Source organism: Oxalobacteraceae bacterium OTU3CAMAD1, from assembly GCA_024123915.1.
Classification (GTDB): Bacteria; Pseudomonadota; Gammaproteobacteria; order Burkholderiales; family Burkholderiaceae_D; genus Rugamonas.
In genome coordinates, this window is sequence record CP099650.1 from 1204817 (window position 1) to 1218554 (window position 13738).

Genomic DNA, 13738 nt, shown 5'->3' on the forward strand with positions numbered 1-13738 from the left:
GCCGGTCTCCTTAGCGGTTCAGCTTTTTTAGTATTTGGGCGCGCAACGCGCGCGCGCCGTCTGCCGTCAGCGGCGCCAGCACGTGGCGGGCCGCTTCGGGAATGTGTTCTGCCGTTTCTTCGTCGGCTTCGAATATGTAGTGGCGGAAGACTTCCTGCCACGCCTTGCGTTGTTCCGGCGGCAGCCCGCGCATCGTCAGGAAGGCCGTCATCAGGGCGTTGGTCGGCGTGTCCATGAATTCCGGCGTGCGCTGCCACCAGTAGTTGACCAGCACATTGAAGGCGTCCAGCGCTTCGATGTGGTGCCACCACATGCTGGGGATGAAGATCGCGTCGCCCGGTCCGAGCACCGCGCTTTGCGCATGCTCCAGCGCCTCGGCGTAGCGCGGGAATTTGCCGAAGTCCGGCTTCAGCATGTCCACCAGGCTGATGGCCTGGCCGGCCGGCGTGAAGTCGAGCGGGCCGATATACAGGTTCTTCAACTGCTCCGGCGGGAACAGCATGAAGCGCCGGTGCCCCGCCGCCACCACCGCCAGGTTATCCGGCACGTCGTAGTGCGCGGCGATGCGGGTGCGGTTGCCGATCCAGATGCTCATCAAGGCGTCGCGGCCACCCAGATCGAGGTCGTTGTGTTCGCGGAAGCCGGGCAGGCAGGTCTCGACGCTGGTCGAGCCCACGTACACGGTCGGCGGCCGTTCCATGTCGCGCTTGACGCGGATTTCATCGAGCACGCCGGTCAGCTTGGCGTGCACCGGGTAGAAATTGAAGCCGCTCATATCCTCGTTGTAGAAGAAGCGGCCCTCGGCCTCCGGTGGGCCCAGCATCGCGCCGACGGTGGCGCCGGTGGCGGCGTCGCCGTAGAAACGGCGAAGGTAGGCGTCGCCCTGGTCGTGCGATTCGCGCGCCGCCCGCACCATCGGCCAGCCGGCGGCGACGCCGCGCAGCACGATGGGCTGCGTGGCGGTCAGGATGTCGTCGGTCAGCTCTTTCGGGCCGATGCCGGCGATCTCGCGTATCGCTTTAGGCATGGAGCGCGTTCTTGCGGTCGATCAGCGCGCGGAAGTTCGACAGCGATGCGAGCACCATGTAGATGGCGTGCAGGTGGCCGCCCGCGTGCAGCTTGGCGATGACGTCTCCGCTCAAGCCGGCCAGGCGGTCCTCGTTGATCGTGTAGAAGCCGGCCAGGCGGTTTTGCGAACCGTCGTCCAGGCCCACATCGAGCACGAAGCTTTCCAGCAGTTCGTGCTCCACCAGGGTGGCCAGGAACAGCGGCATGTCCTGCATGCCGTTGTGGATCGCCGCCAGCAGCGAGTTGACGCGCTCCAGGTAATCGGTGGTGCCGCCGTGTGGCTTGAAGACTTCCTCGCCCTCACTGTCGCTGACGCGCGGGTTCTCGATATCGATGTGTATCGACATGTCCTGGCCATCGGGGCCGCCCATGCCGATCAGGAAGGGCTGGCGCTCGACCAGCATCGGGATGTAGACCGCGTCCCAGCGGTCGCCCTGCAGGAACAGGTTCTCGCCCTCCTGGAAGCCGAGCAGCGCGATCGGCTCGAAGCCCGCGCCGTCGGTGGTCTGACGGAAGACGATCGGGTAGCACGCCTGGATGTTGCGGAATTCGGCGGGGAAGGTGGGCGCCGCCATCTGCGCGTCGCCGAAGCGCGCGCCGCGCCGGGTGATCACGCGCAGGTTTTTGTGTTCGACGTTGTTGAGTAATACTGGTTTGGGCATGACTTGTCTCGAATGATAATTATGTGCGGAGGCCGTGGCGTTTGATGTGCTCTATCAGCTCGCGGTTGGTGGGAAGTGCGTCCAGCATCTTCTGTGTCAGGTTGGCCGCTTCGCGGAAATAGCCGTCGGCCATCGCCGCTTCGTGCGGATGTTGCTTGGTGAATTCGGTGCTGCCACCCATGCCGTACAAGATGTACTGGTAGCTGGCCGACGGGAACACTTCCTCGATGCGGTTGAAGTCGCTGCGCGACGGCGCGCGGTGGCGCCACAAGGTCAGCAGCTCGCCCAGCCGCTCCGGCACACGTTCGGCTTCCGTGTTATCGCGCCAGTAGGCGCTGTCGCGGCGCTTGCTCAGCACGTAGTGCAGCTTGAGGAAATCGATCACCCGCTCCCAGCGGTAGGTGAAGTGTTCGTTGAAGCGTTTGGCGACGATGTCCATCTCCGCGCGCGTGGCCGGCATGTCGTCGCTGACCATGGCGGCCGACATTTCCACCAGCGCCAGGGCAGACGCCTCCAGCGGTTCGATGAAGCCGGCCGACAGGCCGATGGCGACGCAGTTGCGATGCCAGAATTTGGCGCGGTAGCCGGGGTCGAAGGTCAGCTTGCGCGGCGACGGGATGTCCGCCGGGCCGCAGGTGGCCGCGATATAGGCGCGCAATTCCGCTTCGGCCTGGTCGTCGCCGATGTGCGCGCCCGAGTAGACGTGGCCGACGCCGCGCCGGGTCGGCAGGCCGATGTCCCAGATCCAGCCGGCGCTTTGCGCGGTCGACGAGGTTTGCGAGGAGATCGGATAATTGTCGGCGGGGTAGGGGATTTGCACCGCCAGCGCCGAGTCGTTGTACAGCACGTGCTTTTGCGAGATGAACTCGATGTCGTAGTGCTTGCCCAGCAGCAGCGATTGCATGCCGGTGCAGTCGATGAACAGGTCGCCTTCAAGGGCGCCATGGCGCTGCGTTTGCAAGGAGGCGATGTCGCCGTTGGCAGCGGAATGGATGCTGGTCACGTGGTCCGGCACGTAGCGCACGCCCAGGTTTTCCAGGCAGTGCTTGCGCAGGAACAGGCCGAACTTGCCGGCGTCCAGGTGGTAGCCGTAATTGGCGACGGCGGCGAATTCCGGCGTGGCGGCCTGCTTGGGCGCCTTGCCGCGCGCACACAGGTGCGGCTGGTAGCTGACCAGGTCGGCGAACGGTACATCGGGATGCTGGGCCAGCCAGTGTTCCGGCATGTTCGCTTCGCCGTAGCCTTGCGGCAACACGAACGGGTGGAAGTAATAGTCGTCGTCGGCGCCGGTGCACCAGCGGTTGAAGCGCGAGCCCTGCTTGAACGAGGCGTCGCATTCGCGGAAAAAGTCGGATTCGGACACGCCGATGCGGCGCAAGGTGTCGCGCATGCTCGGCCAGGTGCCTTCGCCGACGCCGATCGGTGCGACGTCGGGCGATTCGATCAGGGTGACCTGCAGCCCCGAAGGGGAGGTCGCGCGGTGTTCGGCCGCGATCAGGCCGGCGGTCAGCCAACCGGCCGAGCCACCTCCCACTATCACTATCCGGCGGATCAAGTCATTGGCCATTGGAACGTCCCAGATCATTGCAGAAAGTATAACCGACAAGGCCGCTGACGGGCAGCGGCCTTTTCCTTCCAAGGTTGTAATTACACTACATCATAGGCAAACCCGCACCCCCATGCGGGGTCGTACCCAACCGGGTACGACCCCTAAGCGGCGGCGCTGGCGTATCGCTGAGGCATGCGGGGTGGAAGGTGCGGTACTTAGAACTTGTAGCGGGCTCCCAGCATGTAGCGTGGCCCGGCCTGGGTGACCGATTCCACCGCCTGTTTGGTGCGCCCGTGCACCCGCTGGATCGAGTTGCCGGCGTTGATCACCTCGAATTGCAGGCTGATGTTTTTGTTGTAGTTATAGCCAACACTCAGGTCGATCTGGCCGTACGACTCGGTGTACTGCGGGTTCGGTCCGTAGGAGTCGAAGGTCGACGACAGGAACTCGCCGCGCCAGTTGTAGGCCAGGCGCGCGGTCCACTTGTCGTTTTCGAAAATGCCGACGACGTTGGACGAGTTGCTCAGCCCCACCAGCGCGAACTGTTCGCCCAGCCTGGCGTTGTCGTACTTCAGCCCCGAATTCACATAGGTGTAGTTGGTCGAGATGCCGAAGCCGCTGCTGCCGAACATGTGCTGCAGGTTCACCTCGATGCCGTCCAGGCTGGCCTTCTTCTGGTTGGCGAAGGAGTTGATCTTGAAGTTGGCGATCGGATCGCTCGGCTGGCCGACGATGGTGCCGGTGGCGTTGCCGGTGCCGGCGTCGTCCGGTCCGCGCGTCACGCCGGGGGCGGTCGGGTGGTTGCGGAAGATGTAGTTGCGGATGCAGGTGGTGTCGGCCGTCGCGCAACCGTTGGCCAGCGCCTGGTTCCACAGCGCGCCGCCGACCGGCGTATGCAGGTTGAACGGCGTGGCGTTGAAGGTCGACTGGCCGGCGTAGTTGGTCAAGTCCTTGCGGAAGTAGCCCAGCGAGAAGAAGTTCTGCTGGCCGTAGTACCACTCGTAGGACAGGTCCAGGTTCTTCGACTTGACCGGTTTCAGCGCCGGATTGCCCTGGTTGCCGGTGCCGCCGTCGACCCGCGCCAATGAGTTGAGGGTGGTGCCGCCCTGGATCTGGTCGTAGCGCGGGCGGCCGATGCTGTGGCCGTAGCTCAGGCGCAGCTTCTGGGTCGGCGTCAGCTCGATGTCGGAGTCCAGGCTCGGCAGGATGTTGTGGTACTTGCCGGTCAGGGTGGTGAAGGTCGGCGCGCCGAAGGCGACCGGCAATTCGTTCTGCGACACCCAGCTGATGCTGGTGGCGGCCGGCACCAGCGCGGTCGAGACCACGTCGGTCTTCTCGTAGCGCACGCCGAGCGCGGTGCGGATCGGCATCGGCGTGTCCCAGTCGGTGTTGAACTGGATGTAGGCCGACTTCGATTTTTCCTCGACGCGCGAGTCGTTGTCGAAGGTGGTCTTCGGCAGGTACAGCGCCGGCAGGCCGGAGGCGGTGGCCGCCAACTGGCGCACCTGGGCGAAGTTGAAGGTGTAGAACTGGTTGAACAGCGCCGGATTGTCGCTGCCGTCGATCTTGTCGAAGTACTGGCGGATCGTGTCCTTGTGCCAGACGCTGCTCGGATAGTCGGCCGGCTTGGTGGCGCCGCCCCAGGTGTCGCGCTGGTTGTTGGAGAAGGCCGAGCGGTTGTCGACCTTGGTGGCGCCGGCGCCGAATTTCAGTTCGGAGGCGTCGAACACTTTCCACGCGCCCTTGACCTGGGTCTGCTCGACCTCGCCGCGCATGTACGAATTGGTGAAGTTCGAGCCGGTGACCTGCTGGCCGGCCTTGGCGAAGTCCACGCCTTCCATGCTCAGCACCGGGAAGTCCTGGCTGAAGTCGGCCGTGGTGGTGCCGCGGCTGAAGCTGGCCGTGCCGAGCGTGTTGCTCGAACCGAAGGGGCTGTCGGCGCCGGAGGTGGCCGACGAGCGGTGCGCGTCGAGCTCGAGGCGCAGGTCGGTGGTCGGCTTCCAGACGGCGTTGAAGCCGAGCGATTTGTTTTGCGTCCTGGTGGCGAAGTCGGCGCCGCCCATGGCCACGTCCGAGGTGCCGATGGACGGATCGTTGGCGTTGCGCGGAATGATCTCGGTGTAGCTCAGCGGGCTCGACACCGGACCCTTGGTCCACGAGCTGGCCGACGGGCCGAAGTTGAACCAGGCGCTGATGTCGTTGCGCTTGGTCTGTATCTTGTTTTCCGAGTAGGTGTAGTCCAAGGTCGTGACCAGTTCCTTGACCGGCTTGAATTGCAGCGTCAATTGGCCGTTGGTGCGCTGGCGTTTGACGCCGTTGAAGTTGTAGTTCAGGTTCTGCGGCACCATGTAGACGTCGTTGGGGCCGGGACGGTTGGTGATGTTCTCCGAGCCGGCGGCGCCCGGTTGCGGGATCGAACCCCAGCTGTTCTCGTCGCCGCGCACCGGGCCGTGCCAGCCGCTGGAGACGGCGGCCGAGTTGTAGCCGAGGTTGCGTTCCTGGTAGCTGCCGGTGATCGCGATGCCGAACTTGCCGTCGGCGAAGGTATTGCTGTAGATGCCGGACAGCTCGGGCGTGGTCGAGTTGCTGGCCTTGACGTCGGCCGGCAGGTTGTCGTTCGAGGTGTCGTAGACGCCCTTGACGCCGAAGCTGGCATGCAGGCCGGGGCGGTCGAGCGGGCGCGCCGTCATCACGTTGACGGTGGCGCCGATGCCGCCGGTCGGGGTGTCGGCGCGGCTGGTTTTATACACTTGCAGCTGCGAGATCGCCTCCGACGCCAGGTTGGCGAAGTCGAAGGCGCGCCCGTTCAGGTCGCCCAGGTTGGAGGTCGGCATCTGGCGGCCGTTGAGCAGCACCATGTTGAAGTCGGGGCCGACGCCGCGCACGGTGATCTTCGAGCCTTCGCCGATTGAGCGGTCGATCGAGACCCCGGAGATGCGCTGCAGCGACTCGGCCAGGTTGGTGTCGGGGAACTTGCCGATGTCCTCGGCGACGATGCCGTCGACCACGCCGTCGGAATTGCGCTTCAGGTTCATCGACGAGATCAGCGCCTGGCGCATGCCCGTCACCACCACGCTTTGCACCACCGGCGCCTCGCCGGCCATCTCGACCGGCGCCGCCTGGACGGCCGCCTGGGTTTGCGCGAAGGCCGGCAGGGCCGTGGCTGTGGCCATGAACGCGCCGGCCACGGCCAGGGTCATGAGTTTTTGTCGTGTCTTTGGATAATGCATGTTGTCTCCTCTGTTTTTATAAACCGCTCTCGCGTTGCCCTGCTGCCTACCATCGCCAACCTTCGCCACGATTCCAACCAATATTCCAACAATCTTGGAAAGGTTTCCATTCGATGCTGGCAAATATAGCATCGTTCGTTTTTTAAAGTCAATTTGGTATCGCGGGTAAACGCCGGAGGTTTTCGTTGACAGGGCAAATCAAGGCGTGCACCATATGGGAACGTTTCCAAAATGAGACACTTTGCATGACGATACGGATATTTTCAGCGTTGGCGGCGGCGCTTTTGCTGGCCCAGCCGGCGGCGCAGGCGCAGGGAGCTGCGGAGGCGGCATTCCGCTGGCCCCACGGCGCCCGCGCCGCCGTCAGCCTGTCCTACGACGACTCGCTCGACTCGCAGCTCGACACCGCCTTGCCGACTTTGGACAAGTATGGCCTGAAGGCCAGCTTCTACCTGGAGTTGTCCGCCGGGTCGGTCGGGCGGCGCATGGCGGCGTGGCGGGCTGCGGCGGCACGTGGCCACGAGCTGGGCAACCACAGCCTGTTCCACCAGTGCTCGGGCAAGGCGCCCGGGCATGAGTGGGTACGGCCGGAGCGCGATCTCGACACCATGAGCGTGGCGCAGATGGCCGCGCAAGTCCTGGTGGGCAATACGATGCTGGCCGCCATCGACGGCCGGCGCGAGCGCACCTACACGGTGCCCTGCGGCGATACCATGGCGCTCGCCCCGGGAGGCCGCGCCAGCTACCTGCCGGCCATCGCAGGCGAGTTCGTCGCCATGAAGACCACCGGCGGGCAGGCGGTGACGCCGTCGATGGGCGGCCTCGATCCGTACGCGGTGACGGTGCTGGCGCCGGAGGGTTTGAGCGGCAAGGAGTTGATCGCGCTGGTGCGCGAGGCGGCCGAGCGGGGGACGATGGTCAACTTCACCTTCCACGGCATCGGCGGCGACTATCTGGTGACCACGGCCGAGGCGCACGAGGAGTTGGTGCGCTACCTGGCCGAGAACCGGAAGACCTATTGGACCGACACCTTCCTGAACATCATGACTTACGTAAAAAAGAAAAAGTGACGAAGCCGTGGCCACCATCAAAGACGTAGCCCGGCTCGCCGGCGTGGGACTGGGGACCGCTTCGCGGGTGGTCAGCGGCAAGGGGTCGGTATCGCCGGCGACCGTGGCCAAGGTGCGGGCGGCGATCGAGGAGCTCGGCTTCCGGCCGTCGCACGCGGCGCGCTCGCTGCTGTCGGGCAGCAGCCGCATGATCGGCGTCTACATCCCCGTGCTGAGCGGGACGTTCTACACGCCCATCCTGCAGATCATCGACACCGAGTTGCGCACGGCCGGGCTGCACATGGTGGTGGCGTTCGGCGTCGGCCTGGGCGGCGCGCGCCAGCAGGCGATCGAAGGCATCGAGTTCCTCATCGAGCGCGGTTGCGACGGCTTGATCCTGATGACCAATGTGCTGCTGGAGGAGGACATCGCCGCGCTCGGCGCCAAGCAGCATCAGGTGGTGCTGCTCAATCATTATTTCGACAGCATCGCCGGGCAGTGTTTCACGGTCGACCATCAGCTGGGCGGCAAGATGGCGGCGCGCACCTTGCTCGAGCATGGGCATCGCCGGATCGCCGTGGTGTCCGGGCCGTCGAGCTTGCCGGATAACGTGGTGCGTATCGACGCTTTCATGTACGAGCTGGCGGCCCATGGCATCGACACCGGCAAGGTGTGGCTGGTCGAGCGCGATTTTTCGCCGGCCGGCGGGTGGTCGGCGGCCAAGGAGCTGATGGAGTCGGGCCATGCCTGCACGGCGATGTTCTGCGCCAATGACGAGATGGCGGTCGGAGCGCTGTCGTATTTCCAGGAGGCGGGCATTCATGTGCCGAGCGAGCTGTCGGTGATCGGGTATGACGATACGCCGAGCGCGGAGTTCTCGGCGCCGCGCCTGACGACGGTACACATGCCGTGGCGCGAGATGACGCAGAACGGGATCAATGCGCTGCTGAACGGTTGTTATGATTTGGAGCGGCCGGTGACGCATCAGTATCCGGTGACGATGACTTTGCGGGCTTCGCTGGCGAAGGCGGGCGGCTAGTCAGTGTTGTGGGAGGGATGCGTTTTCTGGAGACACGTAGGGCGGATTAGGCGGAACGCCGTAATCGGCCATCGATGAGCCGACGACGGCGCATGCATGGCCGATTACGCTTCGCTAATCCGCCCTAACGGGCATGTCGTGGGTCGTCGCCCCGGATGATGAAAGAAGGCAAAATCTTGGGTGGAAGGCAGCGCAACGAGATCGAGAAATTTCGCGGCGGCCTAGCGGACCCCGACCCTAACGTGATCGGTCGAACTGACTCGTACCCCGGATTGCCTCCCCGAGAGCGCATGTTAAGCAGGCCGTTGGCAACGTACCGCCTTCAGGCAAATTCAGTTCGGCAAGCGCCGCCTTCCATTTTTCAGTCTATCTCAATGGAAGGAAAAAATGGAGCTTGTCCCTATCTATAAGCGTGTTATTGGGCTGGACGTGCATCAAGCCCAGATCACGGCATGCGCCGTCATCGAGGAAACGGACGGGAATACACGCGTTGAATTTCGACAGTTCGGCACCTTTAAAAAGGACCGGCGCGCACTGGCCGAATGGGCCGTCTCACTGCAACCGGAACTGGTGGTCATGGAGAGCACCGGTATCTACTGGAAAAGCCCATTCGCGGCACTGGAGGTAGCCGGACTGCTGCCGCTGGTGGTCAATTCCAAGCATGTGAAAAACGTTCCTGGACGCAAAACCGATATTGGCGATGCGCAATGGCTGGCGATCCTGGCCCGTGCTGGGTTGCTGCGCAATTCGTTTGTGCCTCCGGCGCAATTGCGGGAACTGCGGCTCATTTCGCGGCAACGGCAAAAGCTGGTCGGCCTGCTCGCTTCGGAGAAGAATCGGCTGCACAAGGTGCTCACCGACGGCGGCATACGGCTGGGCGTGGTTGTCAGCGATGTGCATGGGCAATCGGCACGCGCCATGGTCAAAGCCCTGATCGACAACCGGCCGACACAAGACGTGCTGAGCCACGCCAGCCGCCGGCTTAAAGCCAGCCGCGAAGAATTGTTCGACGCATTGCAGGGCGAACTGACTGACAGCCACCGCTTCGTGCTGGCCGAATTGATGGCGCACATCGAGGAAACGGAGGCGCGCATCGCGCGCTTCGACAAGCGATTGCTCGCCGGCCTTACGCTACACCAGCATCAATTGGCGCTGCTGCAAACCATTCCAGGCGTTGACCTGATCGGCGCCGCCATGCTGCTGGTGGAAATCGGCACCGATATGGATGCCTTCGGCAGCGCCGAACGACTCGCCTCGTGGACCGGACTTTGTCCGGGCAATAACGAATCAGCAGGCAAGCGCAAATCGGGAAAAATCCGGCGCGGCAACCCTTACGTCCGCCGCTTGTTCTGTGAGTTCGCCCAGGCCGCCAGTCGCAGCACTTCCGTCTTCAAACTCAAGTTTCAGGCCCTGGTGATCCGGCGCGGACACAAACGGTCCATCATCGCCATCGCGCACAAAATGCTGCGCACCATCTTCGTCATGCTCAAACGGAACGAGTACTACCGGGATAGTTCCGTCGACTACGAAGCGCTATCGGTAAAACGCAACATGCCCCGCTGGATCAAGGCCATGGCGAAGTTCGGGATGACGCCCGCTTCTCTCTGACTTGATCCAGCAGCCAAACAACAATGGTCTTCAGCGGCCAGGTATTGTCACGTCTTCAACACCAGTTCTTTCATGTTACGTGTCTCCGCGAGGGAGCTTAATTCGTCGATGATTCATTGGCCGCCGTTGCCGAACCGTTGGAGGACCCGCTCGTGGAACCGCTGGCGCTCACCGTTGGCTTGGCCGCCATGGCCGCAGCGCCGCTATTCCCGGCGCCTTCGGCTGCAGCCTGGCGGCCGCCGTTGACGGCGCCCGAGACATTCGCCGCGCTCGACTGCGCGTAGCCACGGGTATTCTCCGCCTGCGTCCCGGCCGCGTCGCGCAACGGGCTGGCAGCGCCGCGTGCGCCTTGCACGGCGCTGCTGGCGATCATGCCGGCGCCACCACTGTCCGCGCCGAACGCGCCTTGCGCGCCGCCGCTGGCGTTGCCGCCGCCCTGGCTGGCCGTATTGCTGGCTTTGTTGGCGTTGGCGGTCTCCCCGGCGCCGGCGCCATTGCGCGTCTGCCGCAACTGGTCTGCGTTGATCGTCCCGGCCGCCGAGCGCGTGAACGAACCCATGCCGCTCATTTGTCCGCCTATGCTGCCGGCGCCTCCGACCATGCCGCCCACGCCTCCGCGCCCCAGCAATTGCGCATGCGCCGAGCAGGCGACGCCGATGGACAGGACGATGATCAGTTGTTTTGCGATGGTGACGTTTTTCATGATGTTCTCCTTGTTGGCGCCACGGACTATCCGCAGCTTTCATAAGGAAAACGCCCGGGCTCGGCCGTTTAATCCATCGCGATGAAAATATTTTTGAAAATTATCGGAATGCCGACGGATCGGTGCGAAACGCCGCGCCCACCACGCCGTAGCCGGTTTCGTTGCTGATGGTGCCGGCGGCGACGCCGGACGCGGTTTTCGCGACGGCGGCAAGGGCCTGCCTGGCCGTGTCCGCGCCCGGCCGATCCAGCGCGCCGGCCAGCAGGGCGGCGACGATGGGCGACGCGAACGATGTGCCGCGCACGGTCCGGTAGGGCGGGGCGCCGACGGCGGCGCTCACCATTTGATTGCCGGGCGCGGCGAACATCACCTGCGGCCCGCGCGCGGCCTCGGGCAGCGGCCGGCCTTTGGCATCGACGCCGCTCACGCCGACCACGCCCGGATAACTGGCCGGATACAGCGGCGGCGCGGCGGGACCGTCGTTGCCGACCGCCGCCACCAGCAGATGGCCGCGCTGCACCAGGCGCCTGACGACCTGCTCGAGTATCCGGTTGGGCGGTCCGACCAGGCTGATGTTGATCACCGCGATCTGTTCCCTGGCCAGCCAGGCCAGCGCGCCGGCGATCCGCGACGCCGAGCCGCCCGTGGCGCTGTCGCAATAGATGTCGGCCGCGTACAGGGTGGCGTCCGGCGCCACGCCCGTGAACCGGGGTGAATGCCCGATCATCAGCGCGGCCACCGCCGTGCCGTGCGGATTGGGATGGCTGGCGCCGTCGCAGCCCCAGGTGACGATGGCGGCGTCGCGAAACACCTCGTGTTCGCGGGCCACGCCGCCGTCGACGAGGCCGACACGGACGGCGCCGGGCGTGCCGGCCGTCCCCGCGTTCCGGTCTTTTCGTTGCTGGGCCTGGGCCTGGGCTTGGGGTTCCGGCGCGCCGGCGCTGCCCGTATAGATATGATTGAAGTCGTAGACGCCGTCGGGATCGGCCGCGCGCAGACGTTCCAGCATGGCGGCCGTGTCGGCGCCATCGGGTACGCGCAGCACGGTGACGGCGTCTTCGCCGCCATCATCGACGACGATCAAGCCGGCCGACCGGGCCGCCGCGATGCCGGCCGGGCTGGGCGACCAGGCCAGGATTTCGCGGCGCACCACCGGTTCGCCGCGCGGGTCGGCCTCCAGCGCGTCGCGGTGGCGCTGGAGCAGGTCGCCGATCTGGTTCAGGCGCAGCGCCCGCAGATCGACGATGTCGGCGCGCTGCAGCAGGCGCCGGCCCGGTTCGCGCAGCACGTTGCCGTCGAGGCCGTCCTGCAGCGGCACTTGCGGCAATTGCGGCAGCTGCACCTGCGGCAGGCGCAGCTGCGCTGCGGCGGCGCCGGCGGCCAGGGAACACGCCAGCGCGACAAGCAGTCGCAGCCGTCGCACTTTAAGTAGCGATCTGTTTAGCATAATGGACGGATGATAGTATAAGCATAGCGCTTCTAATGAATAAACGAACGGGACAGGGATTAAAATCCCTGCCCCCGACGTTTACCTGGTATCCATGACCGCAAACGCCACCATCAACAACGATATCGCCGCCCTGCTGCCGCGCTTGCGCCGGTTCGCCCGCACCATCGTCTACAACCGCGAGGACGCGGACGACCTGGTGCAGATCGCCGTCGAGCGGGCGCTGGCGCGCAGCGCGCAGTGGCAGCCGGAAACGCGCCTGGACAGCTGGATCTTCAGGATCATGAAAAACGCCTGGATCGACGAGGTGCGCTCGCGCATCCGGCGCGACAACCTGTTCGCGCCGGAAGAGGCGGGCGAGCACGTCGGCGACCAGGCGGCCGAAGCGCAGCAGCAACGGATGGCGATCGAGAAGGCGGTCGGCATGCTGTCCGAGGAGCACCGCATGGTGGTGGCGCTGGTGCTGGTCGACGGCATGCCGTACAAAGAGGCTTCCGAGGTGCTGGAGATTCCGATGGGCACCCTGACCAGCCGGCTGGTGCGTGCCCGCACGGCATTGCAGGAAATATTATCCGATCAAAAGAGGACCGCGACATGAGCTTTTCCGACGAAACCCTGATGGCCTACGCCGATGGCGAGCTGGCCGAGCCGGCGCTCGGCGAGGTCGAACGCGCGGTGCGCATCGATCCGGCCGTCGCCGCGAGGGTGGCGCAGCACCGGGCGCTGCGGGCCGATGTGTTTGCCGCCTTCGCCCCCGTCGCCGACGAGCCGGTTCCGCCCAGGCTGGTGGCGGCGGCCTTGCCGGGCAAGGTGGCCGATCTGAGCGCGGTGCGCGCCGCCCGCGCCGGTGGGGCACATCACGCGGCGTCGTCGGCGTCCCACGCGGCCGAGCACGGGGAGCGCGGTCGCTGGTCGTGGCGGGAGTGGGGCGGCGTGGCCGCCTCGCTGGCGGTCGGGGTGCTGGTCGGGAGCCTGGTGCTGGGCGGCGGCGCGCGCGAAGGGGCGGGCGGGACGGCCATCGCCGTGGCCGGGGCCGACGGCGCGCTGGTGGCGCGTGGGCCGCTGTCGAATGCGCTGTCGCAGCAGTTGGCCGAGACGCGCGGCGGGGCGGTCGATATCGGCGTCAGCTTCGCGGCCAAGGATGGCGCGCTGTGCCGCAGCTTTACGATGCGCCAGTCTGCCGGCCTTGCCTGCCGCAGCGGCGAGCAATGGAAGCTGGTGATGATGACCGAGGCGATAAAGGAAGAGGCGGGCGGGTATCGTCAGGCCGGCAGCGCGATGCCGCCGGCGGTGCTGGAGGCGATCGACGCCCGCATCGGCGGCACGACCCTGGATGCGCAAGGCGAGCAGGCGGCCAAGCTGCGCGGCTGGAAGCGGTGATCC

Annotated in this window: 11 protein-coding genes; 5 read left to right on the top strand and 6 right to left on the bottom strand. The window is 65.3% G+C overall.

Features of this window, described 5'->3' with window-relative positions:
* Positions 1-10 precede the first annotated feature (10 nt).
* The 4 genes from NHH88_05090 to NHH88_05105 all read right to left on the bottom strand — a co-directional run bounded on the left by NHH88_05090 (position 11) and on the right by NHH88_05105 (position 6509).
* Positions 11-1027 carry a cupin-like domain-containing protein gene (locus NHH88_05090; GenBank protein USX15177.1) on the bottom strand — a complete coding sequence of 339 codons (1017 nt, stop codon included), beginning with the start codon at positions 1025-1027 and terminating at the stop codon, positions 11-13.
* Positions 1020-1730, bottom strand: coding sequence for a SapC family protein (locus tag NHH88_05095; GenBank protein ID USX15178.1), 711 nt, complete (start codon positions 1728-1730; stop codon positions 1020-1022). The genes NHH88_05090 and NHH88_05095 overlap by 8 nt, the downstream gene beginning before the upstream one ends.
* Positions 1731-1749: 19 nt before the next feature.
* A complete protein-coding gene (locus NHH88_05100; GenBank protein ID USX15179.1) occupies positions 1750-3297 on the bottom strand; it encodes a tryptophan 7-halogenase in 1548 nt (515 codons plus the stop codon).
* A 197-nt stretch (positions 3298-3494) separates the two neighbouring features.
* On the bottom strand, positions 3495-6509 hold the full coding sequence (locus NHH88_05105) for a TonB-dependent receptor (GenBank protein USX15180.1): 3015 nt from the start codon (positions 6507-6509) through the stop codon (positions 3495-3497).
* A gap of 245 nt (positions 6510-6754) precedes the next feature.
* On the opposite strand from NHH88_05105, the gene NHH88_05110 reads away from it, so the two are divergent.
* From NHH88_05110 to NHH88_05120, 3 genes are all read left to right on the top strand, one after another.
* Complete coding sequence (locus tag NHH88_05110) at positions 6755-7579, top strand: polysaccharide deacetylase family protein (protein ID USX15181.1); 825 nt, start codon at positions 6755-6757, stop codon at positions 7577-7579.
* A gap of 7 nt (positions 7580-7586) precedes the next feature.
* Positions 7587-8597 (top strand): LacI family DNA-binding transcriptional regulator, encoded by a 1011-nt coding sequence (locus NHH88_05115; GenBank protein ID USX15182.1) that lies wholly within the window; start codon positions 7587-7589, stop codon positions 8595-8597.
* Positions 8598-8984: 387 nt separating this feature from the next.
* The gene (locus NHH88_05120) at positions 8985-10205 is read left to right on the top strand and encodes an IS110 family transposase (GenBank protein ID USX15183.1); all 1221 of its coding nucleotides are present in this window, start codon (positions 8985-8987) and stop codon (positions 10203-10205) included.
* Positions 10206-10302: 97 nt separating this feature from the next.
* On the opposite strand, the gene NHH88_05125 is transcribed toward NHH88_05120, so the two are convergent.
* Both NHH88_05125 and NHH88_05130 read right to left on the bottom strand, forming a co-directional pair.
* Positions 10303-10908, bottom strand: a complete 606-nt coding sequence (locus tag NHH88_05125) for a hypothetical protein (protein USX15184.1) — start codon at positions 10906-10908, stop codon at positions 10303-10305.
* Between the two features lie 100 nt (positions 10909-11008).
* Positions 11009-12331 carry a S8 family serine peptidase gene (locus tag NHH88_05130; GenBank protein USX15185.1) on the bottom strand — a complete coding sequence of 441 codons (1323 nt, stop codon included), beginning with the start codon at positions 12329-12331 and terminating at the stop codon, positions 11009-11011.
* A 118-nt stretch (positions 12332-12449) separates the two neighbouring features.
* On the opposite strand from NHH88_05130, the gene NHH88_05135 reads away from it, so the two are divergent.
* Together NHH88_05135 and NHH88_05140 are read left to right on the top strand one after the other, a co-directional pair.
* The gene (locus tag NHH88_05135; GenBank protein USX15186.1) at positions 12450-12953 is read left to right on the top strand and encodes an RNA polymerase sigma factor; all 504 of its coding nucleotides are present in this window, start codon (positions 12450-12452) and stop codon (positions 12951-12953) included.
* Positions 12950-13735, top strand: a complete 786-nt coding sequence (locus NHH88_05140; protein USX15187.1) for a hypothetical protein — start codon at positions 12950-12952, stop codon at positions 13733-13735. Before NHH88_05135 ends, NHH88_05140 begins: the two co-directional genes overlap by 4 nt.
* Positions 13736-13738: the final 3 nt, after the last annotated feature.

Coding starts and splice junctions, on each gene's coding strand:
- NHH88_05095 (USX15178.1), bottom strand. CDS start 1,730: ATGCCCAAACCAGTATTACTCAACAACGTCGAACACAAAAACCTGCGC.
- NHH88_05090 (USX15177.1), bottom strand. CDS start 1,027: ATGCCTAAAGCGATACGCGAGATCGCCGGCATCGGCCCGAAAGAGCTG.
- NHH88_05135 (USX15186.1), top strand. CDS start 12,450: ATGACCGCAAACGCCACCATCAACAACGATATCGCCGCCCTGCTGCCG.
- NHH88_05100 (USX15179.1), bottom strand. CDS start 3,297: ATGGCCAATGACTTGATCCGCCGGATAGTGATAGTGGGAGGTGGCTCG.
- NHH88_05110 (USX15181.1), top strand. CDS start 6,755: ATGACGATACGGATATTTTCAGCGTTGGCGGCGGCGCTTTTGCTGGCC.
- NHH88_05105 (USX15180.1), bottom strand. CDS start 6,509: ATGCATTATCCAAAGACACGACAAAAACTCATGACCCTGGCCGTGGCC.
- NHH88_05120 (USX15183.1), top strand. CDS start 8,985: ATGGAGCTTGTCCCTATCTATAAGCGTGTTATTGGGCTGGACGTGCAT.
- NHH88_05125 (USX15184.1), bottom strand. CDS start 10,908: ATGAAAAACGTCACCATCGCAAAACAACTGATCATCGTCCTGTCCATC.
- NHH88_05140 (USX15187.1), top strand. CDS start 12,950: ATGAGCTTTTCCGACGAAACCCTGATGGCCTACGCCGATGGCGAGCTG.